The organism is Bradyrhizobium sp. CCBAU 11357, assembly GCF_028128865.1.
GTDB lineage: Bacteria > Pseudomonadota > Alphaproteobacteria > Rhizobiales > Xanthobacteraceae > Bradyrhizobium.
This window is the reverse complement of record NZ_LBJW01000091.1, coordinates 47,382-71,551: the sequence shown is the minus strand read 5'-3', so window position 1 is coordinate 71,551 and position 24,170 is coordinate 47,382. Positions and strand designations below refer to the sequence as shown.

At 59.9% G+C, this 24,170-nt stretch carries 29 protein-coding genes and 2 pseudogenes; 12 read left to right on the top strand and 19 right to left on the bottom strand.

The genetic code is table 11. The annotated features are described in order from the left end of the window. Positions 1-552: 552 nt before the first annotated feature. Positions 553-789, bottom strand: a complete 237-nt coding sequence (locus tag XI05_RS12655; RefSeq protein ID WP_271501942.1) for a hypothetical protein — start codon at positions 787-789, stop codon at positions 553-555. A gap of 81 nt (positions 790-870) precedes the next feature. Here XI05_RS12655 and XI05_RS12650 point away from each other — a divergent pair, with 81 nt between their 5' ends. The 4 genes from XI05_RS12650 to XI05_RS12640 all read left to right on the top strand — a co-directional run bounded on the left by XI05_RS12650 (position 871) and on the right by XI05_RS12640 (position 4,321). Further along, positions 871-1,149 carry a hypothetical protein gene (locus XI05_RS12650; RefSeq protein WP_271501941.1) on the top strand — a complete coding sequence of 93 codons (279 nt, stop codon included), beginning with the start codon at positions 871-873 and terminating at the stop codon, positions 1,147-1,149. After that, positions 1,140-1,634 (top strand): hypothetical protein, encoded by a 495-nt coding sequence (locus tag XI05_RS12645; protein ID WP_271501940.1) that lies wholly within the window; start codon positions 1,140-1,142, stop codon positions 1,632-1,634. The genes XI05_RS12650 and XI05_RS12645 overlap by 10 nt, the downstream gene beginning before the upstream one ends. A gap of 1,604 nt (positions 1,635-3,238) precedes the next feature. Beyond that, a complete protein-coding gene (locus XI05_RS39770) occupies positions 3,239-3,613 on the top strand; it encodes a DUF2188 domain-containing protein (protein WP_442869266.1) in 375 nt (124 codons plus the stop codon). Between the two features lie 483 nt (positions 3,614-4,096). After that, positions 4,097-4,321 (top strand): hypothetical protein, encoded by a 225-nt coding sequence (locus tag XI05_RS12640; RefSeq protein WP_271501938.1) that lies wholly within the window; start codon positions 4,097-4,099, stop codon positions 4,319-4,321. A 1,074-nt stretch (positions 4,322-5,395) separates the two neighbouring features. Here XI05_RS12640 and XI05_RS12635 read toward each other — a convergent pair. Then, entirely contained in the window at positions 5,396-5,923 is a 528-nt protein-coding gene (locus XI05_RS12635; RefSeq protein ID WP_271501936.1) for an Hsp20/alpha crystallin family protein, read from the bottom strand. Positions 5,924-6,508: 585 nt separating this feature from the next. Here XI05_RS12635 and XI05_RS12630 point away from each other — a divergent pair. The 3 genes from XI05_RS12630 (at position 6,509) to XI05_RS12620 (ending at position 8,536) form a co-directional block, all read left to right on the top strand. Then, the gene (locus tag XI05_RS12630; RefSeq protein WP_271501934.1) at positions 6,509-6,823 is read left to right on the top strand and encodes a hypothetical protein; all 315 of its coding nucleotides are present in this window, start codon (positions 6,509-6,511) and stop codon (positions 6,821-6,823) included. Positions 6,824-7,237: 414 nt separating this feature from the next. Then, positions 7,238-7,675 (top strand): hypothetical protein, encoded by a 438-nt coding sequence (locus tag XI05_RS12625; RefSeq protein ID WP_271501932.1) that lies wholly within the window; start codon positions 7,238-7,240, stop codon positions 7,673-7,675. Between the two features lie 723 nt (positions 7,676-8,398). Then, complete coding sequence (locus XI05_RS12620) at positions 8,399-8,536, top strand: hypothetical protein (protein ID WP_271501930.1); 138 nt, start codon at positions 8,399-8,401, stop codon at positions 8,534-8,536. 109 nt (positions 8,537-8,645) lie between these two features. On the opposite strand, the gene XI05_RS12615 is transcribed toward XI05_RS12620, so the two are convergent. The 11 genes from XI05_RS12615 to XI05_RS12565 all read right to left on the bottom strand — a co-directional run bounded on the left by XI05_RS12615 (position 8,646) and on the right by XI05_RS12565 (position 13,942). Continuing rightward, a complete protein-coding gene (locus tag XI05_RS12615; protein WP_442869267.1) occupies positions 8,646-8,900 on the bottom strand; it encodes a globin domain-containing protein in 255 nt (84 codons plus the stop codon). Between the two features lie 482 nt (positions 8,901-9,382). After that, the gene (locus XI05_RS12610; RefSeq protein WP_271501928.1) at positions 9,383-10,156 is read right to left on the bottom strand and encodes an outer membrane protein; all 774 of its coding nucleotides are present in this window, start codon (positions 10,154-10,156) and stop codon (positions 9,383-9,385) included. A gap of 133 nt (positions 10,157-10,289) precedes the next feature. Continuing rightward, the gene (locus XI05_RS12605; RefSeq protein ID WP_271501926.1) at positions 10,290-10,475 is read right to left on the bottom strand and encodes a hypothetical protein; all 186 of its coding nucleotides are present in this window, start codon (positions 10,473-10,475) and stop codon (positions 10,290-10,292) included. A gap of 758 nt (positions 10,476-11,233) precedes the next feature. Then, the gene (locus XI05_RS12600; protein ID WP_257187513.1) at positions 11,234-11,365 is read right to left on the bottom strand and encodes a hypothetical protein; all 132 of its coding nucleotides are present in this window, start codon (positions 11,363-11,365) and stop codon (positions 11,234-11,236) included. A 13-nt stretch (positions 11,366-11,378) separates the two neighbouring features. Then, the gene (locus XI05_RS12595; RefSeq protein WP_271501922.1) at positions 11,379-11,651 is read right to left on the bottom strand and encodes a hypothetical protein; all 273 of its coding nucleotides are present in this window, start codon (positions 11,649-11,651) and stop codon (positions 11,379-11,381) included. A 106-nt stretch (positions 11,652-11,757) separates the two neighbouring features. Further along, a complete protein-coding gene (locus XI05_RS12590) occupies positions 11,758-11,988 on the bottom strand; it encodes a hypothetical protein (protein ID WP_271501921.1) in 231 nt (76 codons plus the stop codon). A 126-nt stretch (positions 11,989-12,114) separates the two neighbouring features. After that, the gene (locus XI05_RS12585; protein ID WP_271501920.1) at positions 12,115-12,360 is read right to left on the bottom strand and encodes a hypothetical protein; all 246 of its coding nucleotides are present in this window, start codon (positions 12,358-12,360) and stop codon (positions 12,115-12,117) included. Between the two features lie 9 nt (positions 12,361-12,369). Then, the gene (locus XI05_RS12580) at positions 12,370-12,633 is read right to left on the bottom strand and encodes a hypothetical protein (protein ID WP_271501919.1); all 264 of its coding nucleotides are present in this window, start codon (positions 12,631-12,633) and stop codon (positions 12,370-12,372) included. Continuing rightward, a complete protein-coding gene (locus XI05_RS12575; RefSeq protein ID WP_271501918.1) occupies positions 12,630-12,896 on the bottom strand; it encodes a hypothetical protein in 267 nt (88 codons plus the stop codon). Before XI05_RS12575 ends, XI05_RS12580 begins: the two co-directional genes overlap by 4 nt. 227 nt (positions 12,897-13,123) lie before the next feature. Then, positions 13,124-13,582, bottom strand: coding sequence for a hypothetical protein (locus tag XI05_RS12570; RefSeq protein WP_271501916.1), 459 nt, complete (start codon positions 13,580-13,582; stop codon positions 13,124-13,126). 45 nt (positions 13,583-13,627) lie between these two features. Further along, a complete protein-coding gene (locus XI05_RS12565) occupies positions 13,628-13,942 on the bottom strand; it encodes an HNH endonuclease signature motif containing protein (RefSeq protein ID WP_271501914.1) in 315 nt (104 codons plus the stop codon). Between the two features lie 22 nt (positions 13,943-13,964). Between XI05_RS12565 and XI05_RS12560 the strand changes: the two genes are divergently transcribed. Both XI05_RS12560 and XI05_RS12555 read left to right on the top strand, forming a co-directional pair. After that, on the top strand, positions 13,965-14,231 hold the full coding sequence (locus tag XI05_RS12560; protein WP_271501912.1) for a hypothetical protein: 267 nt from the start codon (positions 13,965-13,967) through the stop codon (positions 14,229-14,231). A gap of 38 nt (positions 14,232-14,269) precedes the next feature. Next, positions 14,270-14,476 (top strand): hypothetical protein, encoded by a 207-nt coding sequence (locus XI05_RS12555; protein WP_271501910.1) that lies wholly within the window; start codon positions 14,270-14,272, stop codon positions 14,474-14,476. Positions 14,477-14,487: 11 nt separating this feature from the next. Here the strand turns inward: XI05_RS12555 and XI05_RS12550 are convergent, their stop codons facing one another. After that, positions 14,488-14,778 carry a hypothetical protein gene (locus tag XI05_RS12550; protein ID WP_271501908.1) on the bottom strand — a complete coding sequence of 97 codons (291 nt, stop codon included), beginning with the start codon at positions 14,776-14,778 and terminating at the stop codon, positions 14,488-14,490. 741 nt (positions 14,779-15,519) lie between these two features. Here XI05_RS12550 and XI05_RS12545 point away from each other — a divergent pair. Then, the gene (locus tag XI05_RS12545) at positions 15,520-16,077 is read left to right on the top strand and encodes a DUF3892 domain-containing protein (RefSeq protein ID WP_271501950.1); all 558 of its coding nucleotides are present in this window, start codon (positions 15,520-15,522) and stop codon (positions 16,075-16,077) included. A gap of 103 nt (positions 16,078-16,180) precedes the next feature. Here XI05_RS12545 and XI05_RS12540 read toward each other — a convergent pair whose 3' ends face one another. After that, complete coding sequence (locus tag XI05_RS12540; RefSeq protein WP_271501906.1) at positions 16,181-16,426, bottom strand: hypothetical protein; 246 nt, start codon at positions 16,424-16,426, stop codon at positions 16,181-16,183. A 437-nt stretch (positions 16,427-16,863) separates the two neighbouring features. Between XI05_RS12540 and XI05_RS12535 the strand changes: the two genes are divergently transcribed. After that, positions 16,864-17,790, top strand: coding sequence for a hypothetical protein (locus XI05_RS12535; protein WP_271501904.1), 927 nt, complete (start codon positions 16,864-16,866; stop codon positions 17,788-17,790). Between the two features lie 893 nt (positions 17,791-18,683). Here the strand turns inward: XI05_RS12535 and XI05_RS39765 are convergent. The 3 genes and pseudogenes from XI05_RS39765 to XI05_RS12525 all read right to left on the bottom strand — a co-directional run bounded on the left by XI05_RS39765 (position 18,684) and on the right by XI05_RS12525 (position 20,420). Further along, positions 18,684-18,830, bottom strand: a complete 147-nt coding sequence (locus XI05_RS39765) for an IS3 family transposase (RefSeq protein WP_442869265.1) — start codon at positions 18,828-18,830, stop codon at positions 18,684-18,686. Continuing rightward, positions 18,802-19,077 (bottom strand): hypothetical protein, encoded by a 276-nt coding sequence (locus tag XI05_RS12530; protein WP_271501902.1) that lies wholly within the window; start codon positions 19,075-19,077, stop codon positions 18,802-18,804. Before XI05_RS12530 ends, XI05_RS39765 begins: the two co-directional genes overlap by 29 nt. Before the next feature lie 252 nt (positions 19,078-19,329). After that, positions 19,330-20,420: pseudogene (locus tag XI05_RS12525) on the bottom strand (IS3 family transposase). 626 nt (positions 20,421-21,046) lie between these two features. Between XI05_RS12525 and XI05_RS12520 the strand changes: the two are divergent. Next, on the top strand, positions 21,047-21,304 hold the full coding sequence (locus XI05_RS12520) for a hypothetical protein (protein WP_246708969.1): 258 nt from the start codon (positions 21,047-21,049) through the stop codon (positions 21,302-21,304). Between the two features lie 1,855 nt (positions 21,305-23,159). Here XI05_RS12520 and XI05_RS12515 read toward each other — a convergent pair. After that, positions 23,160-23,887 (bottom strand): annotated as a pseudogene (locus XI05_RS12515) (IS3 family transposase); the annotation flags it as partial. Positions 23,888-24,170 lie beyond the last annotated feature (283 nt).

Genomic DNA, 24,170 nt, shown 5'->3' with positions numbered 1-24,170 from the left:
GCGCATGTCGTGTTCCCGACTGTTCGATTGGTCGTGTTCGCAACGTGATGGTCGAGCGGCCTGCTGCACGTGCCCTGTCAAGCTGCAAATGCTGCGCGCGGTTGGCCCGAGGCTTGCGTCTCCTGCGTTCTCGGCAGCAGCAGTTGCTGACCGGCAAGAGTGCGAAAGGAGAAAGCATGGAAAGCGATGTATCAGCCTATGGCGTGAACGAATTGACCCTTGAAGAAGCATGTGCGACTTCGGGAGGTCACGACGTGATGCCGCCCCATTTGTCACCCCGGTGATTGGAACGTCCCAGGCTGCCCGGAGCTCAATAACTAAGCGCAAACATTTTGGCGAGCCGGTGAGCGGTACGCGATACCGTTCACCGTCTCATTTCAGTCCGATGAAATTACAGACGTAGTGCTTCGCCAAGATTAAGAAAACGGCTCTGTCTCGGCTGCGGGGCCAAGGTGTCGCCGGTGTGCGGCGAGGCTCTTAGTTGATCGGATGAATGAGTGCAAAACGGCTTTCCTTGGTATTCGGCGCAATTGCGAGTCTCTTCTCTCTCGTCTAGCCGAAGAACGGTATCCCTCCGGCGGCGCCGGCGGCGAGCGGCTTGGTGACGACGTTGAGCGGATCGACGATGCGGCCAGCCGTGCCCGCGACCTTCGCGGCCTTGCCTGCGAGCCCCGGCAAGCCCGCCAGCACGGTCTCGCCGCCCGTGAGCACGGTCGAGATGTCACCAAATACACCGGCAGGGTCTTCCGCCAGCGCGCGCTGTGAGCTGATCAGCGCCAAGCGGATCAAGGCCTACAAATTCGACACCCGGACTCTCGTTGACCTAGATTCCATCGATACCATGTTCGCCTCACTGCCGGAGATGTAGCAGTGGGGACTGCCATGATCCATGTGAGCTGGATAGATCGCGGCAGCGAGGCGACGCAGCCGCCGAACCCCGATTATCTGGACGGCGTCGACCTTGATCTGATGCGCGGCGCCAACCCGTTCTGCGAAACGCCGTTGCCGTATCCGGCGGAGCGCTGCGGCTATTACACCATCGTCTGCGACGTGTGCGGCTTCACCGCCATGATCACGACGGCAGGTAGGCCGGACGATCCGCGGAGCATCAAGTTCCCTTGCAAGCTGGAGCCGGTCAAATGGCGCTGACCGCGTTCAAGCGCCTGCGGGTGTCAGCGAGCGGGTTCTATGTCCCTTGGTTCGTCGCGTGGATCGACAGAGAGCCCGATTTCCGTGTGATCGGTCCCGGCAAGCTCACGCAGGCCGTCAATCGCAAGCTCTGCTGGGTTTGTGGCCAGCCGCTCGGTGTCTACAAGGCGTTCCCCATCGGGCCGATGTGCGCGATCAACCGCAACATCTCGGAGCCGCCGTCGCATTGGAAATGCGCCGAGTATGCGGTGCAGGCCTGTCCCTTCCTGCCGAACCCGCGCATGCGGCGCAACGAAAAGGATCTGCCGCCCGATCACTTCGAGCCTGCGGGCCACATGATCCGTCGCAATCCCGGGGTGATCGGCATCTGGGTGACCAAGACCTATAGCGCGGAGCGGGTCGGCCATTCCGGGCGTCCTCTTCCGGCTGGGCCATCCGGAGCGCGTCGGGTGCGATGCGCCTACATTCACCGGAGGAGGCTTTGATCTGCAAGAAGTCTCGCTTGAAGTCGTCCGCAGTGCGGTCGGATGGGTCTCAGAAGGGAAGTACGACCCCGGCACCTGGCAAGTGTATATCCTGACACTGCAAGGCGAAAACGGAGTACGTGTGCTCCCGCGGCTGGGAAGCGTTTGATTGCCCCCCACATCCACGCTGTTGTGGAGCCGGGCCTTGCCCCCCTTGAGAATGGCGGAGTTCTCCTCGGCTGGCGCGCGGGGGAAGACCGGGTGGTAATCGACCTTCGCGGTCCCGGCCCGCACGCCCTTCATGGGCCGACACTGTTTCGTGCCTGATCACGCTTGGCATCTCGCAGAGATTCGGCGGGCTTTTCAGGATAGCGGGTGTGACGTTGATTACCTCAGCGATTGGCACTCGCATCCCGGTGGCGTCGCGGCAATGAGCGATCTGGACTCGGCTACGCTGCGGCGCATTGCTGCCCGCGTGTCTCATGCTGATCGTGGCAGGCAGCGATATCAATCAAGACTGGTCAGCGCGTTGTTGGAAAGGGCGCATTGATGGGCGATTTCCGAGGCGCCGCTTGGAGGCACAACCACAGGAGCTAAAATTGTTCGATCCGCCACACGGTTGGGCAACCGTCCGTCACGATGTGTCAGCCGACGTTTACTCGGCGTGTAAGTTGCCGGCGAGCCCAACGCCTACCAGCCGAAGAAGCTGACGCCCTGAAGCGCGGTCGTTAGGGCAGAGTGTGATTTTCGAGGTCAAGGCCGAACATGGCTAATGTGCGGATTGACACGTCGCAGTGGGAGCGCGAGTACGGGAAGAAGCCAAGTGGACGCCGCTATTGGCGCTTCCGGATCGTCTCGCCCCGTACTACGGTCAAAGAATATGAGTTTAGGACGGATTTCCCCGCCGCGCGCATGCTGGCGTGGTCGCCACTTGAGGGCGCGATCGCGCCGGCTGAGGTGCTGCGAACGCAGTGTATACCTGACACGCAGATCGGCATGCGTTGGCAAGACCTTGAACTGTCTGCCATCGACCGTGGCGAGAAAAGCATGGCGATCACCCGTCCCGAACCCCATCCGGCGCCTGATCGAGCTGGGTCTGAAAGTGCAGCCCAAGTGAGGCCAAGTGAACCTCATAGTTGAGGAGCTCGTCGCGAGGGATGAGCCACCGACCGAAGTCGTCGCTTTCCGCCATAGCGGCGTCAAATGGAATGAGACTGAGACGCCGCGCCAAGTCGCGATGGCCTGATACGAACGCTTGCCGCTGGCTTGCCTGCGGCAAGCAGGCGCGGCGCGGCAATCCGCTGCTTCCTTGAACTCACGACCACGGAAGATACAGCGCGGCGAACAGCACCAGGACGATTAGAATGCACGCCCACGCAATTGCTAGCGCCTTATCCATCGGCCGACTCCCCCGATCTCCTCGGCCGCCCGCCTGTCTGAGCGGTCCTCGGCAAGCCGACGCGCGCTTCAGGTCCACCATCGTGGCGATGAGCCTGCTACACAAATGTGTCCTGCAAGAGGCCAGCTCGGCCCCCATCCAATCCGGTAGTTGAGGCGACCGCGTCAGGTTGCAAACTCCCTCCCGGCGTGGACACGCGTTTCCAGAACCTGGGGAGAAAGACCTTATGGCTCGTATTCAACATATCGTCACACTCCACAATGACGAATGGAGGGTTTTCGTAAATGGCAAGCACTCCGCCCCATACGCTACTCAGAAAGAGGCAATCCGCGCCGCCGTCGATACCGCCCACGTGGACGGAAAGGCGGGGCACGACGCTCAGGTTCTGGTTCAAGCGAAAACCACCAATTTAGAATCGAGTGGACATATGGCCACGACCCATACCCACCAGCCGGCTAATCGCGGACGACATATGGGATCGGCGCCGACCAATCCTGGTAGGTTGCCTTGCAGTTCTTCTCCGCGATACTTGGTAGTACCCTTTGGGAGTTCAGCCTCTCAGCGGGCCGAGGTGGCCAGCCTTGCCGAGGGCGACGGCTGATGGTAGGGACAGTGCTTTCGGGGGCGTGAGCGCCGAATCACGTCCGCGCTGGCCGTTTTTCTCAGCTTTGATGGCGCGGCCGTCCATACATCGACGATCAGCCGCGCCCGTTGGCGAGCCCCGGGCTAGCCCCCGAAGTAGTCGATTGGCCTTCGCATAGCTTTCGCGCCCGCATAGGTTGAGCATAAACGCCCCCTGAGCACCAAAGGGCTGGAGCATTTCCAATGAACATCGATCTCGCGGCGGTGCTTACTAATTTCAGAGCATCTCGCCCGGTGCGTTTGTCAAGCTCGATGTCTCGATTGAAGGCGGATCATTCGGCATTCTTGTAGAGGAGGCCGCGGCAATCAGGGCATGGTTACCTTTCCCGCCACGCCCGCCCCACAAGACCAAATCGCGTGACATCAGCAGGGCGGAATATCACACCGAACACTTATCCACTTTCCGACCGCGCTTCTGAGGCCGGCCCTGTCGAGCGCTGCCGTGCCAGCTTCTGCGGCGGTCGTGCCCTTGGTCGGCGTGGGGAACAAGGCGTTCGTCGCCGGTCAACAAGATCGGCATCACCGTGAATACTTCAACATCGATACGGGCAAAGCCGAAAAGGTGGCTTTAGATGACGCGGTGTTGTTCACGGAATGGGCCGTGGGGCATGTCGTCGACGGAAAATTCGAAGAAATCTACAGATACCCTCAGCCTGGTACTTCTTAAAGAGGAGCGGCAAGCCGCTTGAAGTCCCCGCCTTTCAATCCGCTGAATCTGCACCAACGGTGCGAGCTGGAGTCACTGCTTCCAATCACAGTCAAAGGAACCTGATATGATCCTATTGAGGAGTCCTTTATTCAAGCGATACCGTTGCTTGACGACCAAAACCGACCGAGCAACGGGCTGAAATCGTCGCCCACCTGGATACTATTATAGACTATGCACGCGATGATGCCGGAGGAGCGCCTAGCCCATAGTTTCAAAGCGATGGCTCCTGAACCACCTCGACAGTATCGGTCGAGGACGTCGAGTATTGTTAAGGCAAAAATGGAGCTGGCTGTGATCGTCGCCGAAGAATTGATTATAGCTATCGTCGAGCGAAACCGGCGCGGACCCGCCGACCTGAACCGTTGCCTACGTTGGCGAGAAAGTTCCTAGGATGGCGGAAACGTCAATCCTCAGGATTGGATTGAGAGCTGTTATAAAAGATCGCCACTTCAAATAAGTGAACACGTCGTCCTTGGTGCCATTAGCGACTTGTCCATAGGACAAACGAGCACAGCCAGAGCAGGAAACGACGGATCTGCCAAATCGATCGACCTTCCCAGACGTTTTCCATTTCTGAGTTCTCCCACCGGTTTTCTTGAATATCATTGCAACGCCTCTGCCAATGAGCCTCCTGATTTGAGCTGCTCATATCGAGCGAGACCATGGTTCAGGTGATGGCCCGTGAAGAGCTTAGCGCGTTCAACCGATCGAAAGTCAGAAAGGGGCAAGAAACCATCTTCTAAAGTAAAGGAAAGCCTTGAAACACTGTCCAACTGATTTGAAAATCCCAAGAGTCCGCACCACCTAGAGCGCGACCGGCCGAGGCGATGAGTTGCCCGTCGTAATCGCCAGGTCGTCGGCTACGCTGCTCGGGCCGACGAAGCAGGCGATCGTTCGCCCATATGGGCATCAACTTCGCGAAGAGCAAGGCAGATGCAGGCGCGTGCAGTCACCCCCACCTGACGTGTTCGCTAGACTTCTGGCGCCCGGTGCGATTGTCGCAAGCGCTGCCTCGCATGGACAAGTCGGTGCCTAGGTTGCTTTGACGTCAATCTTCTTGGGCGGCTTCTGAGCTTCCGCATTTTTCGGCAAGGTCACCCTAAGGACGCCGTTCTTGACAGAGGCCTCAATCTTACTGGCCTCCACACATTCCGGTAAGCCGAAGTAGCGCGTGAAGGAGCCGTAACTGCGCTCCGAGAGGTAGTACTCCTTGTGCTTCTCTTCCTTGTGTTCTTTTTTCTCACCTTTAATGGTCAGTCCGCCATTGATGACCTGAACCTCTATGTCCTTTTCATCGAGTCCAGGGAGTTCGGCTGTGATCTCGTAAGCCTTGTCGCTTTCACTAAGATCCACTGCGGGGCTTGTGGCGGCCTTCTTGGCAACCGACCTTCCAAGACTAGCGTGCGCGGGGAACGAGCGGCGCCAGAAATCGCCGCCAAAGAAGTCTTCGAACAAGCGATCCACCTCGTTGCGCAATACTTCGAGTGAGCGCCATGCTTCAGGAAGAAACGCGGGCTCACTAGCCTTCCTGGTGACGGGTAGTCTCGTCTCATTCGCCATGCTCTAACTCCATGTTTGAGATCATTCTGGGCGCAATCCTCTGACTGCGCTGAGCGACCGGGTGGTCATAGACGTAATAGCAACCGATGTCCCAACTCGCCTCCTGATTGAGCGCTCATGTGTGAGAGAACATATTTGAGGCGATGGCTACGGGCGACCAGTCGAAAGTTTGGAAGATTGAGCAGGACCCATCTGAAATAATAGGTGGTCCCGGGGAATGCTCCCTAAGAATGCGACGTCCGCTGTCTAACAAAGACGACCCACAGTGTCTGATTTCTGCCAGTGTTGGTTTTCGATCAGACAAAACCTGTGCAGCAGAACAGGAAGACGGAAGTTGCTTGGCCATACTTCGTCACGGCAGCAACAAGATGCCTGGCATCGACTTTGCATAGAGCGATTCGGGAACATCGTGGAAAGTCACCCCTGCTCGCAAAACGTCCTCTCGAGGTTACGCTTTCTTGGTCACACTGACCTCGCTTGCGAGCAGTTTGCCGGATGAAAGACGCCGTAGACAGGCAATCCGGCACCACAGCGTGAATCAGCACTACGGGGCGGCATCGACTCTAGAACAGAGGAGGTCAGGCCATGTCTGACTCGTTCCAGCGCTCCAACTTGGCCCAGTCAATGGAAGCGCAACATGCAGAACTCGAGCACGCGCTCACCCGCAGCCCATTCAGACTCCACGCTGATCGCATCGTCCAACAGGGCGCGAAGACCATCAACATTCTACGCTTCAAGGACATCCGGGCATTGAACGACAACTATCGCGATGAGTTCCCTTTCGGTGCTGTTGACCGGGCGTCTCAACTTCAGGCACAGATCTATCACACAATCGCCCGCCCCTTCGTCAGAGCTGCAGTCACAACCTTCACGGCCCAAGCTTGCCGACATGATGTATGAGCTGATGTTCCACAGCATGTGGAACACTCCTTTTCAGCCACTATTTTGGTGATCGCTACGAAGTGCAGGCGAGGCAAATGGCGCGGGCGAGGCGGGAGACGCTCGTCGTCGACGCCGTGATCGAGCGAGACAGCACTATGCGAACAATATGGGGCGCCGTGGAGGGTAACAACGCAGCCCACGAAACTGTCCTCGTGGTAAGCCACAGAGACGGTACAAACATTGTCGAGGAGAGCGGTCACATCGGTTTGGTCGAACTCGCGCGCCGCTCGACCGTTGGCACGCACAGCAATCTTCGTGTTAACAGCTGGACACCTTCGAATCCCGGCGGTCACTGACGATGGCCAAGCCACTTCGCGCTGGTTGCGGGACCACCCGCGGTGGTGGGCCGGTGGTCCGGGAAATCGCCACGCAGTGGCAGGTCTGGTGATCGAGCACCTCGGTGCTCGGGAATACCGTGACGATCCTCTCAAAAATACCTGTGGCCCGACAGGCAACCCCGAACCCGAACGGCTCTACGCCTCCAACCCGGAGCTGACGGCGCTTATCGAATCAGAGTGGCGTACAACCGGGCAAGCGCCGAGAGTGTCGGCCCCAAACGCGCTCATTCAGTTGGGCGAAGGCCAGCCGGTCTACCTAAAAGGCATCCCAAAAATCGCGCTCGTCACCGTGCCGCAGTACCTACTTAGTATTGAACCGGGCGACGCGTCGCTCTTCTGGACAGACAAGTCAGCAGCTTCGCGCGACTGCTGCGACGAATTGACACCATGCCCAGCAACGAAATCGGAACCCTCAAGGCGATTACTCCACTCGCGAAGGCGGCTGCTGCGCTGCGCGCGATTGGTATTCTGACTCGTAGCTCGTCGCACTGGCGATGAATCGCTTGCAACAAGCTGCAAGCGTACCGAGAACAGTAGTTATCCAAAAGAACGATAAGAGCGCCTTTCGTGTCCCCTTCTGGCACGGAGCTCAAACCACTCTCCACCCTTTATGGTCACGGGTTCAAATTCGGACAATTGGTAAATTACTCGATGGTCGAAAAGCCGGATATGTCCGCCATTCATGACAATCATTCCGCTGCGGCTGCTGCTCGCCGCATCCGACTGAGCGCAACGTTCGTTGGCGGGATATGGCCCACTACCGAGCCGCCCGGCCGATTGCCGGGCGCTGATCGGTCAGCTTCCCGGTCTTCGGGGTCGAGGCCCTCTGCATTCCGCGATGGCCTGCCAATGAGGAGACCCGGGAATGACGAATTCAGAGACCGGCGCCACGCCGTTTGCGACGCCGCAATCACTGACCGACTGGCGCGCGCGCTTCGGCTATTCGCAGCGACAGGCCGCCGATGCGATCGGCTGATCGCGCGGCGCATGGGCCGGTTATGAGCAGGGCGACCATCCGATCCCGAAATACATCTCGCTCGCCGTCGCGGCCGTATCGCTTTGAGTTGGCCGTGACGTCTGATGAGATCGAGACGCGGGCAGTCGCGGCGATCCGCAAGGCTGATCATTTCACCGCATCCATCTTCCTCGGTCGCAGCAAGTACCGCATCGAGAAGCGATCGACGTCATCGCCGCAATGCAAGCCGCCCGCCAGATCGAGAACGATCCCGCCGCCTTTACTCGGCGCGCCCTCATCTACGCCATCGCGACCGACGGCCACGCCACGCTGTTGACCGCGGCGCTACTCGCAAAGCTGCTTTCGCTCAAATCGTAAGGCCATCCCGTTTACCGCGGTCAAGCCACACAATAGCTGAACTCTTCTAACGAACGCGATGTGCAATGAGCGTCCCAACTCCGCCCCTCGGCACTGCAGCAAAGTTGCGTCACGGTCTAGGTTTTCGCGGCAGACCGCAGCATCTCGGTCTCTGGGCCGTGACGTAAAGTGTCCGCCAACAGTCCCGCAGCTCCGGGGTGAAAGAGGCGCCTACCTTGCACTCAAGGCTCCACATCAAGGCCTCTCCCATTGCGACGTGGTGCGCTGGCTGAACGCCAAGTCTGGCGTGTTTGTGACCTGAAAGCGCGATCAGCGATTGGAAGATCGGTCTCTCGTCGAGCGAGGCGACCAGCGCGGTGATCATATCCAGCACCTTCATGCGTTGCCGCTCGATGTCTCCGGCGAGCAAATCTCTTGCATCGGGAGCTAGTTCGACGAACCGTGTGTAACATAGATTACCGATGTCACGATGGATCGGCCACATCGCATCAAACGACATCCTTATGAGGTCGACCGCTCGGGTGCCATTGGTCAGACGAGCAGGCTCGTAATGATTGGCTTTGTGATCTGACACATCGCCCTTGTCATCATACGTGACGACGGTGATAAATTCGTGGACTTCGGGCGCATTTGGCTTTCATGCCACTCGAGGTGGACTAACCCAGAACCGCAGCGAGGGGTGGCTCAGCGAGATTGATGGCATATGGCACCTCGGCTCCGAGGCGCACATACATCCTTACGTCAATTCTTGAACATCAATGACTACTAGCTTGAGAGGAGAGCAGCGCGCCAGAAATATTCAGTTTCCGTCTCCCACGCGATGCAACGCTTCCGCCCTGGGGAAGATCAGTATGTCGTGGCGATCGCACTACCCCAGCGGTAGTTCACGCTGACCAAACCGATATCGACGTCCTGACTGATCCGGGCAGTCCCTGCAAAAGCGCCCGCCGGAACACCCCCGATTCCGGGTGAAAAAAAGAAATCGACATCCCGATGGCCCATGAACAGGTGATCGTATTCAATGCCGACGGACCAGTTCGGAGCGAAGCCAAATTCAAGGCCGGCCCCTACCGTGCCGCCCCACCGGGTTTCGCTGCCGTTGTCGATAGTCAGCCCAGACGTAGAATCGAAGACCCGGTATTTGTCACGGACGACTGCAGCCCCACCTTTCACATAGACCAGCACATTATTCCAGGCATAACCGACTTGGCCCGTGAACAGGCCGAGTGCATCAAGCTTGGATTCATCCCGGACGCCTGCGAAAGCAAGGTTGGCATTGGAGCCCTTGAAATCGGCCCAGTTGCCCTGCGCCTCTAGGCCGAACACCGAGTTCGCTATTTGCCAGCGGTATCCGATTTGACCACCGACCGTGCCTCCAGTCCCATTATGGCACCCCATGGCAAGGGGCGGAGCGACGACAACGCCGCTGGCGTTGACTAGGTCCCAGCACTTATGCGCAGAGCCACCGCCGCCATTGATGCCGACGTAAAAGCCGCTCCAATCGTAGATCTGGATGACCGGCGGAGGCGCTTTGACGTAGGACCGGGCGGCCAGATCAGCAGCAGAGGCAGGAGCAGCCAGCGTGATGAGGGCTATCGCGCCCAGCGACAATTCTTTCATTCTTCTCGACCTACTTTCGAATGCGACTTCCTTGACGGTGTATGGACGACGACTGACATGTGTCCGTCTGTCCAGCAATCGCCAAAGTTGGTAGTTGACTGCGGGTCCTAAGAGGCCGGTGAAGTTGGCGCGATTACGTTGGAGCGTGGCGGTCGCCGCTGCCGCGCCGCTGTGCCGAGGGGACCCCGGCCATCGCCTGCTTGCCACGCGCAATTCCGCGATACATCCCGGCGCCGCGCCGCTCGATTTCGGCATAGGCGATCTCCTTCGGCACGAGCCGCGCCCGCGCCACCGGATCGAGAAAATAGATGTACCGCATCTGGTAGCCGTCGAGCGGCGTGCCCTGACCCGACCATGATCCGCCAGTCCTGGGAAGCCGGGCCCGCGGTTTTTGCCCGTCACCTGCGTCATCTTGTGCGTGACGGTGCCGACGGGTAGCCGCAGAAGGGTCTTGTTCACCTTGATCCCGGTCAGGACAAAGCCCGACGCTGGCGGTTGCGAGAGCCGTGCGATCGTCGGGGCTCATGCACGAAGATCGTGTCGTGCTTCTGGAAAAGGCGCGTGAAGCGGCCGCAGCGGCAGCGGACCGCTTTGAATTCAATAAGGCTGTTCTCACCGCTTACTGTGGGTTGGATGAGCCATAAAGAAGCTGACGGACCGAGACGACGTTTTTGTTGCCGCCATAGCTCAGTCAAAAGATGCAGGAGATAAGACCGGAGATGCGGACATAAGTCGCCGAATAGCCCGGCTAGAGACGCGTATGAGAAATCGAAGCTTAGACATCAATACCGAGGCCGGACCGACTGAGAGTGAACTCGAAGACTAGCCGGGTCGACCGATCGTAAGGGATCAAAATGCCCGGGGCGCGGGACTTGTCCGATTCGATTAGTTCGAGCTTGAGCGGCTTGGTCCCGGTAATCGAGCAAGACAAGCGCATTGTGGGCGTGGGTTCAAGACGTCGTGCAAGCGACGGATCGCTCGACGATGTTGCGATAGTAGGCGCGCCATTGCGCGAGGTACTCGGGATCGAGGAGGGTTGACCGCCCGATCTCGCGCCATGCGCTGGATCAGCACGGCCTAGTCCTTGTAGGGCGGCGCGCCCTGCGGGGGACCATCCGGTGTCGTCTGCTGCTGTTCGATTTGATCCGCCGGCGGCTTGTCCGCATGGCGCCGGTCCTCGTGCTCGTCCTCTTTCGGCTTGCCTGCCATGGTTCTCTCCCCGTTAGCGGCGCCGCGTGGACATGGCGCGGATGACCGCGATTGCGAGGTTTAGCGTCATCTCTTGCCGTATCACCTCGGCGAAGTCCTTGTAGAACGGCACGTCTTGCCGGATCGGGACCGATGGCCGCAGCGAATACATCAGCTTGATGCGGCCCTTCGCCCTGCGCGTCGATCGGCCCTGGCGCTGGAAAATGAAGCGCCCGCCCTTGAAGCTGCTCCGCAAATTCTTCTGCTGCTGCTGCGGGCTGACGGGGCCGCCGCTCGTCCGTTGCACGTTGGCCGACGAGGGGATCGAAAAGTTGCCGCCCTCGCCCGACGCGTGCCGCCCTTGGCATGCAGGGCGAGGTTCGCGCCGCCGAGCTTGTCGTAAATCTCAACCGTCAGATCGCCCTTCGTCGCGCGCGATCCTTGGTCGTCAGCGCGGCCTTCATGAACGATCGATTGCGGACGGTGACCGACGACGGCCATGTCGTCTCGATCAGATACGACCGGGTATTCTCGGCTGCCATGTTGAGGGTGGTCGCCATGATGTAGGGCATCTGATCGGCGGTCGCGCCGAGAGCCAAGGCCCGCTGCTCGATTTGCGAGAAATCGACCCCGAGTGTTGGCATGGACAAGGATCAAAAAAGACCGATCCCGCCGCTGGGATCAGCTTGAAGTGGTCGGGTTGTGGGAAAGCCACGGCGTGCCCGATCCGGTAATCATGGCTTGGCCTCGGCGCCTGCCCACAGCAGAAGCTAGGATGGTTGGTACGCCAATGTCTCGCAACGTCGCGCCACCAAACAACACTTCCAATCCAGTTTCGGGTTCGCCGCGCGCTCCCGCCTGAATTCCGTCGTCAGTTCGCGGCGCACCTTCGCGGGCAGCCGCTGGAAGTCTGCAATGGCTGTGCGGCTTGCATCGTGCAAGTTTCTTCGCGCAATGTTTTTGGCAACCGCCCGGTCGCTCAAGCTGCCAATGATCGCATTGCGTGGTGCTGCCATTTACCCGGCTCACGCCGGAGAAGCGCTGTTGCTTCGCGCTCTAAGGCTTTCGACGTTTGCCGCTGGATTGCCATCTGCGCATAGCTGTGGCCGATGCACGCGCGATGAAAAGCACCCACGTTTTTGCTTCGTAACGTAAATTTCCGCGCCGAAGTTTTGGCAGTTCGGGAAAAAATCGGGCAAGAGATCAGCATCCAAATTGATTACCTCGAGAGTAATCAGCCGCTTAGTCACCGCTTTGCGCAGCCGCGCGAGCGCCTCGGCGTAGCTCATGACGCGTCTAAAGTGTCTTGCCTCGATCCGCCAGGCACGATAGGCGGCGTTGAATCAAGCGAGGCCACCGGTTGTGTTTGCGTGTTGATTGTCTCTTGCACATGGTGAACCGCTGCACGCACCCGCGACATCGCAGCATCGTGGTTCGTCAGCGTGACCTTCCAACGGGCGGCGACCGTCTCGACTTGGCGCTGGGCGAACTCGGCCCTGATCGCAAGCCGCCCCTCGGGATCACGCGGCAGCACCTCGGTCGCCTCGGCCACGATCGCCTCGGCGGTGTCGCGATCCCTTGACCCAGAACGCGCAGCCGATCTCCGACCACGGCCAATTGTCCCGGATGCCATCAAAGGTCTGGGCGAGGTCGCGGGAGACGCCGACGATGCACGGCTCGCCGCGCGGGATCGTCGCGATATAGATCGCCGCCACGCCGAAACGATCAGGTACTCCCTGTCCGCGCCATGTGGGATTTCAAACCCCGTCATCCGGACCCCTAGAAGACCTGCACGAATTCGGCGCGCAGACCATCGGCGATGACATCGCAACCGCCATCGTGGTTCGCCCGCCATGTGTCGGCATAGCCGCCGCGCTTGACCGCGACCCATCCCGCGTCGCGTTCGAGAGAGTGCGCCAGGGCGACACAGTTGACCGCCCGGAGCAGATGCATTTGGCCGAGCAGGTAGCGGGCGCGCCAGCAGATCGCCGCCTCCATCCGCGTGACATCGCTGAAGGACGGCAGCAGGCGCGTGCGGTTCTGCATCCGCATCGTTTTCTCGAGTTCGCCTTGCGCCTGTTGAGCGAGCAAGTCCTCGAACTCGTAAGTGTAGGCAGGCCACGGAGCGCCATAGCCCCCGACCGCGCGTATCGGGATCAGACGCAGCGTTCGCATCGCCTCGGCGAGACGCGTGCCCACGTGCGGGCCGCACCAGACCGAAGGCGCGACGTCCCCCATCACGGCCTCTTCGAGTGGGTTGTTTCGGCGGATCGTCGCGCCGGATCAGAATGCAGTCCATGTTTTACCTCTGTTTGGCGCATAGAGCTCGCGAATAAGCCGTTCACGATGCGCCTGTTGCTTCCGTGTTTGTCGATCAGCGTCGGCTGCAGACGACAGCCCATGCTCCAGCTTGTGGCAGTCAGCGCAGACCGCTTCCAGGTCTTCGAGGCGCTCGCGAAAAATTCGCTCATAGTCGCGGTGATGCATCTCCCACGCCGAGTCGCCGCAGCGCTGGCAACCGCCGTGCTCGCGCTCAATGACGGCGTCCGCCTTGGTGCGCCATTGCTCTGATCGCAGATAGGCGTCGTAATCCGTCATTCGCCGCGTCAAACATTATAGCTTGCTGTTGCTGCTTTGCGAGCGTTCTCTTCGCGAGGTTGCAGTCGGCAAACCGCTCGGTGTCGCTCTGAAACTCGAGTCCGAACTTGGTTGCGTACCCAAGCTCTTCGAACCGAGATTTCTTGTGATGCAGCTCGGTGTAGAACTCGCGCTCGCCCTTGTCGTTGAACAGCCGACGCCGATGCACCACAAACCCCGGTCGACCATGTTGTCCCAGTGCTTCGATCCGTGGATGTGCTCCAGCTCCGGCGGATCGCTGCGCCTGTAGCCATCTCCTGCCTTGGCCGGATGCGCGAGGATCTGCACATGGCAGTCGAGGTCGACGGCGAAATTGTACAGCTCGCGCAGGCACCGGCCGATATAGTCGGTCTCGCTTTCGCGCGGCTCGCGGCTCGCTTCGAGCCGATTCCAGGGATCGATCTGCAGGAATCCGGACGCTGTGGCGATGCACAGCAGCCTCCGCCTGCGACAACAGCCATTGGAGATCAGGCCACCGGTCGGGATGGGCCATAAACAGATAGTGCTCATTGATCCAGCGGTCCGCATCGGCTGTCGGTCATCACCCACAAGGTGCCAGCCGCGAGCTTGCAGCGGTGTCCCCAACTGTTGAACCCCGGGGGCCAGATCGTCATCGGCGGCGGATCCGACAGCTCGCTCATCCGGTACAGGCCGCTCGTCGGCCACGGCAACGGGCCATAGAGCACCAACTCGCGCACCGCCTGCGCGCCATCGCTGCGCAGATGATCGTTGGCGTCCTTTGAACTTGCGGGCCAGTTGACGAAATAGAACCGCGCGATGCCGAACAGTTGGGCCATGGCCGCGCGCAGCTTCAAACCGGCGCTGTCTTGATCGCCGCACCAGATGATCCGCTTAGGCCCACGAGCCCGGGTGCGGGTTCGCCCAAACGGCGTCGGAAGCGATGGTGGCCAGCCCGTCCTCGAAGTCCGAGGCTGGCCGCCTCTACTCCCGAGAGAGTCGGGCGACACTCACCTCGTCCCCTCTAGAAGCGCGCGTATGCGTGCAGCGATCCGCCGCGCGTCCTTCGGCCTAAGATTGGGCGTCACGCTATCGAGTATGCCCAACACTGCCTGAGCCTCCTCGGCATCAAATGTCGCGACTTGGCGATCTGCCAGGCTCAAAAACCGATCGGCGACCCGGGCCTGATTGGCTGCAAGCACCTCAAGCGCTTGCGACCGTAGGGCCGTGATCTGCCGCTCGAATATATACATCGGTTGGCCCCCGGCTGAAGTTTAGCGGCCACGTGGCTCGGCGCCCGTCTGGAGAAAAAAGCGTTGTCCCGATCCCGCGCCGCTAACTCCACCGCCAGCCTCAAAACAGCGGACGAAGCTGACGGTGGGATACATTCATCGAAAAAAGCCGTGCCACAACTACCAGAACCGGTTGTCGCATCATAGCCGCGCGTCGCTGGGAGTGCGGGCGGGACTCGGCGCGGAGAAGGATGCGAGACACCTACTAGGATTGGTCGGCCACTAACCAACGCCCGAGGTCTAAACTGAGGCTCTTTTTTCTTGCAGTGAGGCTCTTTTTTCTTGCAGATGGGAGAGACCCCAGTGACCAGCCGCATACGAATTCAATGCATCAACAAGACTGACAGGCAGAACCCTCACGAGCGAATCAAAAACGTTGTCGGAGTAAATTCGGACGGGTCCAGGTGGAAGCAATCCGTCGATGCCACGATCAAAGAAATCGAAAACGGTGTATGGGAGTTCTATGTCGAAGAAGAACACAAGGCCAATGTGATCGTGGCCGTCCACAACGGGCACAAGTACATCAAGACGAGGGGGGCAGGCGGCGGCGGACAGAACGACGTAGGCGGGCGGCAGCTTCTTGCCTATGGCCTTGGCCCCGGCCGCCGTGACAACGAAGACGCGCATCGAGCCGAAATCGTGTTTGGGGTTGCGGACCATGTAGCCCTTGCCGACAAGGCGCTGTGCGACACCGATGTCTTCGCCGTTATCATCAGCGGCGACGAAGTTGCGGCTGATCGAGTTGCCGTGTTCGAGCCCGAGCACGCGGCGCGTGATCATCTTTTCCTGATGCGTGAGCAGGTATTCGGTCACGGCGCTCCCCTTCAGCTGAACAAGGCGTTCTGATCCGAGTGCATTGCCTGCGGCGCGGAGCGAAGCGGTTTTGCGGGGGTGGGCTGCGGGAGATCGACGGCGGTCAGGCTGTCCTTGTGGCGAAGGACGTGAGCCGTCATGCCGCTGACGTTCTTCCGGCGGTCGTGCCGATCTTGACGAGTTCCGAGACGCGCGGACGGATCGCCAGGACGCTTTCCTTCAGTTGCTTGGCGATCTCGTCAGCCGTCAGGCGGTAGCCGTTGAGCATCAGTTCGATGATCGCGATGCGGAGCATCGCTGCCCGGCTGACAATCTTCTTGGCGGCGTCACTCGAAGCGCCACCGCCCTTCGATCCCGGCGTGTTGAGATACTTTTGAGACATACACAAAGCTCTCCCGTTCGCCCTGAAAGGGCGTTGTTCAGATCAGCGATGTGCGCTGTGGATTTCTCGTCCCCGTCCGGCATGAATCACGCTGGTCCCGCCGGAATCAATGGATAGTCGACGGATTATCCGTCACGCAAGAGTTTTGATAGGCATCTTGACGGACGGCCGCTGGCCCATCGTTAGCGAGCCGGAAAGAGCACGCCGATCTCGCGCATGGAAATCGCCAACTCCATATTATCCTTTGGGGCCGGTTTGGGTTATGCGCGCAAACGTCCGCAAAACTAAACCCCTGCTTTCGATAGGGCCTGCGAGACCATTGGAGGGTATCTCCTATATATAAGATAGAAATATATAGTCGTAATATATTCTGATGAAGATATGTGTGTAGGGGATTACGTCTATGTATAGGAGCGAAACCCCGGAATCGTCAGTTGATGTTTTGCTGGATGATGGATGAGTCTGTCACTTCGACGGATGGAAGTGGATATTATCCGATGCGCAGGAAGGTCATGTCGGAGTGGGACGCCAAGGCGGCGTTCCTCAAGGTGCCGGACGATGGTTGGTCCTTCGTTGGCTTCGCCAGCGCCTTGCCGTGCCATCCTAGTGAGGCAGAGGCCATCGCGCGGTATCTGCACCGGAAGAAGCTGATCTGGCTCTCGATGCGCGCTGGATACGGCAGAGTGTTCCCGGCGGCGATGCGTTCCGGTCGAGGTCGCCCGAGGGCAAGGGGAGTCGAGCAGCCGCCGTTGATTGATCCGGAACTGGCTGGCTTCCTCACTCAGGCGCATCCCACGTTCCTGAAGATCAGGCTCTTGCTCGGCCGCGATCCCGGCGGGGCATGGAACGAGCATCAGGCGCTCAAGGCCGAGATCAAGTTCGCCATCGCGGTCGAGGCGACGAACCTGATGAACCTCTGCCGGACGTTCGCCAAGGAACACCCCGCCATTCCCGTTGCGGCGCTCCGTGATGCACTCTGGCTCGATAGGCCGCACACCATGCCCATCGTCGCGCAGACGCAGCCCGATCTTGCCCCGGCTGGCTCAGAGCAGTTCGCCGAGCAGCCGAAGGGGAAGCGGCGGCTCTCGAAGAACCTGACCGACGAAGAGCGGATGATCTCATACATCGAAGCCGCCGGCGCATCCGGCATTGCCGCCTACGAGATCGCCAACAAGGGCAAGATCGCTCGCGACCGGGTCGCCATCATCGGCGAGCTGTTCGAGAACATGGGCACCATTCGGTCGGCTGTGGTCCGCACGTCGGATCGTGGACGCAAGGGGACGCGATACTTCATGCGGAAGTACGGCCAGCCGGTGATCGGCGAGGGCGGCAGGCTACTTTACTGTCGCGACTTGGCGATCTGACAGGCGCAGAGCCTGATCGGCCGCGCGCGCCTGATTGGTTGCAAGCACCGCACGCGCTTGCGACCGCAGGGATGTGATGTGCCGATCAAAGCTCAACGAGCGAAGGTTTGAAGGGTTGATTGTCACCGCCCATGCGGACCCATAGTAGAAGTTAGCGGCACGTGACTCGGCGCTTTGTCGGAAGCGCTGTCCCTGCCACGCACCGCTAACTTCACCACGGTCAGCCTCAAGCAGCGGAAGAAGCTGACGGGGTGTGGTATCATTCGGCGAACGCCCTAGCACAACTACCAGGACTGATCGTTATCCCTTGTTCATCAGTATCGGTCCTGAAGTCGCGCGAGCGCGGCTCGTCACTTTGACGGCAGGCGATGTCCTACCGCGCTCACACGGCGGGGGAAATTAGCGGAGACGTGACCCTGAACGCCTTCCGCTGAGCAAGGAAAGCGCTGTCCCTATCACGTGCCGCTAACTTCAGTAGTCAGCCTCGGCGTCAAGAGGCCAACCACCCGGCTTTCCCGTGAGGGCTGTCACACCACGGGATAAAGCGGATTATAGCGGGAGAGGGGTCGTGGGGGGACCTACCAAGGTTAGTGCTTGCCGGTGCCCACGTGAAATCTCACAGTCTTCATCGCTCTAGGCGGCGCAGAGTCGGCGCTCTAGGGCCGAGCGGAAATCTCACGATCAGACCCGACATTACCGCGTATGACCCCGGAGCAGAAGTCGCAAAGTACGAGGCCGAAACTCTTCTACTAAGAGGATCGAGGAAACAATGCCTTTGTACCACTACACGTCCGCCGCAGGTTTACATGGCATCATGGCCAGTAGATCGCTGTGGACCTCGCACTACCGATATGTGATGTCGGCCGCCCACACCTGGTTTGGCCGGTCGATCGTCAAGTTGCGCGACAAATAGGATAGATCTTGTGGCCCGGCGCCGGCATCGTCGTGTTCGGCCTTGGTCCCAGCGCCGCGATGCCCATCTTGCGCATCAACCGCTGCACGCGCTTGCGATTAACGGCATGGCCCCGGGCGCGCAGCATTGCGATCACCCGCCGAGCCGAGGAACGGCCAATTCATGAACAGTTCATCGCCCCGCAGCATCAGCGCCGAATCGTCATCGTCGCTGGGGGCAGAGCGCGGCCGATAAACGCTTGAGCGCGCGACGCCGAGCAGCTGGAACTGCTGACGCACCGACAGCTCTCCATGATTGCGGTCGACGAGCACGCGGTGATCCGGGGCGCTCATGGTCCGGGGCTCTTCGCTAAACACCCCCGCCGGAATGATCAACTGGCCGATCCTGGCGTGCAGCTTCTCAATCTCGCGCTCGCGCGGCTGCGTCGTCGCCGTTGCTCTCGAACGCCCCGCGCTGCCTAATCCAGACGCTGCTTCTTCCAGGCGTAACTCTGGTTCGGGTGCAGCTGATATCGCTGCGCCAGATCCGCCACCGTCGCGTGCTCCCGCCAGGCAACTTGTGGGCTAGACTCAACTCGCTGAGGCGAGGGCAGTCAGTGAGCTGCTGCCGGTTTGATGGACACCAGGTTAAGCTAATCCCACCTTCTCGAACTCAACCGGGCTAAGACAGCCGATGGTCGAGTGCCTGCGGATCGTGTTGTAAAAACTTTCGATGTAGTCGAACACATCGGCTCGTGCCTCGTCTCTGGTTCGGTAGATCTTGTCGGCGGTCCGTTCGATCTTGAGCGACGAGAAGAAGCTCTCCATCGCTGCGTTGTCCCAGACGTTGCCGGAACGGCTCATGCTGCAGAGAATGCCGTGGTCGGCCATCAAACGCTGGAACTGCTCGCTGGTGTACTGACTGCCCTGGTCGGAGTGGTGCAACAGGGCGTCCGGCTAGCCGCGTCGCCAGACGGCCATCAGCAGGGCATCGGTTACCAACTGAGCTGTCATGGCGGCGCTCATCGACCAACCCACCACCCGGCGTGAGAACAGGTCGATCACCGCTGCGACGTAGAGCCAGCCCTCGGCCGTCCAGAGATACCTAAAGTCGGCGATCCACTTCTGGTTCGACCGCGAACTGCCGGTCAAGGAGGTTCGCCGGCACGGTCTCGAGCTGTCGAACGCCGCTGTCCTTCGGCAAGCGCCGGCGGCGCGGCGCCCGCAAGCCTTGCAGGCGCATCAGCCGTTCGATTTGGTGCAGGCCACAGTCCGCCCCATCGGCGAGCAGATCACGCCACACCCGGCGCGCACCATAGGTGCGGTCGCTCGCCATGAAGCTGGCCTTCACCTTGCCGCCGAGCTCTTCGTCGCTGCGGGATCTGGCGCTGGGCGAACGATTCAGCCAGGCATGGAAGCCCGACCGCGACACCCCCAGCGCATCGCATAGCCATGCCACCGGCCAGATCGCCCGGTGCTTCACGATGAAGACGAACTTCATGTCGCTTCCTTCGCGAGAAGGCTGCGGCCTTTTTTAGGATATCCCGCTCGGCCTTCAACTTGGCGACCTCACGGCGCAACCGCTCGATCTCCTGCTGCTCCGGCTTCATCTGCCCGTGGCCGGGAAAGGCCTGCACCTGATCGGAGCCGAACTCTTTCACCCATTTGCGCAGAAAGTTCTCATGAACATCCAGGTCGCGTCCGGCCTGCGCCACCGACACCCCACGCTCCCTAACCAGTTAGACCGCCTCGATCTTGAACTCGCGACTGAACTTCCGTCTCTTCATCGCCCACCTCCGGCTTCATGAAACACCTAATCTCGGTGTCCATCAAACCGGCAGCAGCTCACAGCTTTGCACTCCCGGGTAGGCTGGCCACCAAATTAGTGGGGAGTGATAGGGACAGCTGCTCTTCTGCAATGGGCGCGCCGAGTCGCATCGCTTCTAACTCCACTGGCACAGCGGGCGCGGTAGGGACAGCGTAGGTAAGCATTGTCGACGCCGGGCCGCGCCCGCGCTCCTTCCTGTTGTTGTCGCACTTGCGACGGCAAACAATAACTGTTGAGCTGGGGAGTCACTACAGCTGTGATCTGGCTATCTCCCAGGTGCTCGGGACATCGGCAGAGATCCCTGCTATGATCACATCAGCGGCGCGGTCGTATTGGTAGTGTTTAGCGCCGGTGCAAAGATCGCGCGGCACGTGGTTGTGTCTTGCTTTCGACCTTAATCCCCACAGCGACTGACTTCGTGACGCGCGCCTTACCTACATACTCTTGTAGTTGACCAGTTCGTGCTCTCTTGGCTGAATCGCTGTCGGGACGCACCGTATGCCAGTCGCGAGCCCAATCTCCGGATGGAGTGTAGCCATGACGAATGAGCCGGATGTCGGACGTATTGCTCAGATCGAACTGAATGAAACGGCCGCGATCTGTATTGAGCAGATGGATGACGAAATCACGCTCGTCATTGCAAGCATTGTCGGCGTTCACTTCCAAGTGACAGTGGAGCAGGCGCTTGAGCTATCTCGGGCTCTCGCTGTTTCCGCGGAGAAAGCGCGTCAGTCGCTGCTTTCAACGAGGTATCATTGCGCGTTGCCACCCCACGGCGTTGATCGATCCTGTTGAAAGATCCGCTCGACCTGGTTGCGAGCTCTCAGGAGACGATCTCCAAGGGGGCCATGGAGCGGAAAACGGGGTAGTTCTTTGAATGAAGACGTCAAACGTGTCGTAATTAACGACTTCGATAACGCGCTATTCGACTGAGTTGACTTATGGCATTCACCGCATGTTGGCGACCGTCGACGAAATTAGGCGGCATCAGCTTCGATGACCTGAAGCCCGAAACTAACACCTCGTGCAGCAACCCCGCTTCGGGCTCAAGTGACCAAGAACGTCCATTGGTCATGTCCTTTGTCGCAGGAGCAAAGATACCGAGTCAACAACAACAGTTCGTTCTTGACGCTCGTCAAGCAAGGCAGTGCGAAGGTCGTGAAGCTCGTCAAGGTACTCGGCAATCGAACGCTGCGTCTCCTGCCATTCGAGATGGCGGCAGTGGTGAAACGACCATTAGCGCCATCAACCGCGCGGGGGAAATGGGGCCTCTGGCGTTATGTCATCACTGAATCTCCGTCTTGACCAACCAAATCAGGTAGGCTCGCGACGAGCGGCTTTGGCGCTATAGTTCTTGCCGGTCCCTGGAGCTTGACGGCACCCCAGGGAAGGAGCGGTGGTCAGGCGGCAAGTCTGGCCATCAAGCTTAGCCGCGCGTGGCATGGACAGCGCTTCGTTATGCGACGTCCAAGGCGCCGAGTCATGTCGCGGCCAGCTCTCCGGCAGCGCGGGCGGGGTAGGGACAGCGTCGGCGCGGGAGTTATCTCGATCCTTAGCTGTGGCCGCGGAGAATGCGGAACACTTCCGTGCGTCAGCCAAGACGTAGCGGCCGATGTCCTTCAGCGTAGCCTGATAGTGTTCGTCGTCTCCGATTGCCATTTTTCGCCCACTGCCAGGATTATGTGGATTGTCGCCTATCTGGGCAACGTCCTTGCCTCCGACCTGGACGAGCAGGTGTTCGGTGACGGGATGGCCACCGTTGGCGGTGCCGTGTCCCGCAGGCTTTAGGACGACTGAACTGGACGTGCCAACCGAGGCGACAAAATAGAAGCGCCGTCGGGCGGCACCCAATGGGACTTCACAGTCGCGGGGGTGGGCGGCAACAGGCCGAGCGGCTATCGGGCAGCCGGCGTCACGGGTGCTGTCCTAATTAGGACACCCGCAGAGGGAATTAGGACAGCGCAGTCGCTTCCCAGTTTCCTTGAAGGTGCATGTGACCCACGCACTTTCATTTGAAGCGCTATCTGCATACCGGAAAGCTCTTCCTCGAACCTATCAGACCCAAACAGGTGAGCGCCTTCCCCCCTCTAGAAGCTGGCTTATGCGTGCAGCGATCGTCCGCGCCTCCTTCGGGCCGGGGTTGAGTGTCACGCAATCAAGTTATGCCTAATACTGCCTGAGCCTCCTCGGAATTAAATGTCGCGGTTTGGCGATCTGCCGGGCTCAGAGACCGATCGGCCGCGCGGACCTGATTGGCTGCAAGCACCTCAAGCGCTTGCGACCGTAGGGCTGTGATGTGCCGCTCGAATACGTGCACTGTTCGTCCCTGTGGTTGAAGTTAGCGGGCAAGTGACTCGGCACCTGATTGCAGACAAGCGCTGTCCCTACCACGTGCCGCCAACTTCAACCTTGCCAGCCTCGCCGGGAGAAGCTGTGAGCGAATATTCGCTCTGACGAATGCCTAGCGCAACTATCAAGACAAGTGGCGGCGACTTTGGTGATCAGCCTTGGATTTCAGGCGGTGCGGGCACGACTCGGCGTCGATCGGTTGCCCTGGAGCGGACGCTGTCCCTGCCACGCGCCGCTAACCCCCAAACGGCCAGCCCCAAAGCATCGGAAGAAGTGATCTTTCCCCGAAAAAGTGGACGGGTTAAGCGGCTTTTAGCTCCACTTCGATCGGGGCGACATATCCGATGGCGGAGTGGAGTCTTGTTCGGTTGTAGAAACCCTCGATCAAGGCGAAGATATCGCGCTGGGCCTCGGCACGGGTGTTGTAGTCGCGATGATGGACCAGCTCGGTTTTCAAGGTATGGAAGAAGCTCTCCATCGGGGGCATTGTCGTAGCAATCGGCCTTGCGGCTCAATGATGCCATGATGCCGACGCCGGTGAGGACGTTGCGATAGGCGTGTGAGGCATACTGCAACGATCGGAGTGGTGGATCAATCCGCTCTGCGGCCGTTGCTGCTGGATGGTGATAGTCAGTGCCGCGGATGCGAGTTCGACCTGCAATGATCCCGCATCGCCCAGCCGACGATCTTTCGGCTGAACAGATCCATGACGGCCGCCAAGTATAGCCAGCCCTCCGCGGTTGGACTGTAGGTGATATCGACGAGCCAGACCCGGTTCGGGGCGGGAGCGGTGAGGTCAGGCGCGATCAGGTTCGGTGCGATCGGGAGGTCGTGACGACTGTCGGTGGTGCGCCGGCGCGGCGGTACCATGATGGCTCGAATGCAGTGCCGGCGCATCATCCGCTCGATCCGGCCACGGCTGGCGCCACGTCCCTGGTTGCGCAGGACGGCATGGACGCGAGGACTGCCGTAACGCCCGCTGCTGTCTTGATGGACTTGCCGGATCGCGACCAGGAGACTGGCATTGGATCGAGCGCCCACTCAAAGCCAACTCAACGGCCTGGCGCTTGTACTCTTCGGTAAATGACCGACGTTGACGTTCCATTCGACACCTCCGGGCTCAATGAGCCTACTAAAGGTGTCCACTCATTCGGAGGAGGTTCAAAGCTGACCGGGAAGGTCATCCCCCGCAGAGTGAGCGTATCTACGGGCATTTTCCCGTGATTTATAAGTGGTGCGAGCCCGAGGGGGAGTCTACCGGCCGGGGAGGGAGGCTGAATCACGTGTCGCGTCTCGATTGCTTGCTCCCGTT

What these genes read in the sequence shown, in the direction of transcription:
- XI05_RS12590 (WP_271501921.1), bottom strand. Translation starts at nt 11,988, where the DNA reads ATGCCAACACTCGGGGTCGATTTCTCGCAAATCGAGCAGCGGGCCTTG.
- XI05_RS39770 (WP_442869266.1), top strand. Translation starts at nt 3,239, where the DNA reads ATGGCTCGTATTCAACATATCGTCACACTCCACAATGACGAATGGAGG.
- XI05_RS12615 (WP_442869267.1), bottom strand. Translation starts at nt 8,900, where the DNA reads ATGATCACCGCGCTGGTCGCCTCGCTCGACGAGAGACCGATCTTCCAA.
- XI05_RS12620 (WP_271501930.1), top strand. Translation starts at nt 8,399, where the DNA reads ATGCAAGCCGCCCGCCAGATCGAGAACGATCCCGCCGCCTTTACTCGG.
- XI05_RS12570 (WP_271501916.1), bottom strand. Translation starts at nt 13,582, where the DNA reads ATGGGGGACGTCGCGCCTTCGGTCTGGTGCGGCCCGCACGTGGGCACG.
- XI05_RS12635 (WP_271501936.1), bottom strand. Translation starts at nt 5,923, where the DNA reads ATGGCGAATGAGACGAGACTACCCGTCACCAGGAAGGCTAGTGAGCCC.
- XI05_RS12520 (WP_246708969.1), top strand. Translation starts at nt 21,047, where the DNA reads ATGACGAATGAGCCGGATGTCGGACGTATTGCTCAGATCGAACTGAAT.
- XI05_RS12555 (WP_271501910.1), top strand. Translation starts at nt 14,270, where the DNA reads ATGGCAGTCGAGGTCGACGGCGAAATTGTACAGCTCGCGCAGGCACCG.
- XI05_RS12550 (WP_271501908.1), bottom strand. Translation starts at nt 14,778, where the DNA reads ATGGCCCAACTGTTCGGCATCGCGCGGTTCTATTTCGTCAACTGGCCC.
- XI05_RS12605 (WP_271501926.1), bottom strand. Translation starts at nt 10,475, where the DNA reads ATGCGGTACATCTATTTTCTCGATCCGGTGGCGCGGGCGCGGCTCGTG.
- XI05_RS12600 (WP_257187513.1), bottom strand. Translation starts at nt 11,365, where the DNA reads ATGGCAGGCAAGCCGAAAGAGGACGAGCACGAGGACCGGCGCCATGCG.
- XI05_RS12565 (WP_271501914.1), bottom strand. Translation starts at nt 13,942, where the DNA reads ATGACGGATTACGACGCCTATCTGCGATCAGAGCAATGGCGCACCAAG.
- XI05_RS12580 (WP_271501919.1), bottom strand. Translation starts at nt 12,633, where the DNA reads ATGAGCTACGCCGAGGCGCTCGCGCGGCTGCGCAAAGCGGTGACTAAG.
- XI05_RS12585 (WP_271501920.1), bottom strand. Translation starts at nt 12,360, where the DNA reads ATGGCAGCACCACGCAATGCGATCATTGGCAGCTTGAGCGACCGGGCG.
- XI05_RS12540 (WP_271501906.1), bottom strand. Translation starts at nt 16,426, where the DNA reads ATGTCTCAAAAGTATCTCAACACGCCGGGATCGAAGGGCGGTGGCGCT.
- XI05_RS12610 (WP_271501928.1), bottom strand. Translation starts at nt 10,156, where the DNA reads ATGAAAGAATTGTCGCTGGGCGCGATAGCCCTCATCACGCTGGCTGCT.
- XI05_RS12645 (WP_271501940.1), top strand. Translation starts at nt 1,140, where the DNA reads ATGGCGCTGACCGCGTTCAAGCGCCTGCGGGTGTCAGCGAGCGGGTTC.
- XI05_RS12630 (WP_271501934.1), top strand. Translation starts at nt 6,509, where the DNA reads ATGTCTGACTCGTTCCAGCGCTCCAACTTGGCCCAGTCAATGGAAGCG.
- XI05_RS12535 (WP_271501904.1), top strand. Translation starts at nt 16,864, where the DNA reads ATGTTTTGCTGGATGATGGATGAGTCTGTCACTTCGACGGATGGAAGT.
- XI05_RS39765 (WP_442869265.1), bottom strand. Translation starts at nt 18,830, where the DNA reads ATGCTGCGCGCCCGGGGCCATGCCGTTAATCGCAAGCGCGTGCAGCGG.
- XI05_RS12545 (WP_271501950.1), top strand. Translation starts at nt 15,520, where the DNA reads ATGGGAGAGACCCCAGTGACCAGCCGCATACGAATTCAATGCATCAAC.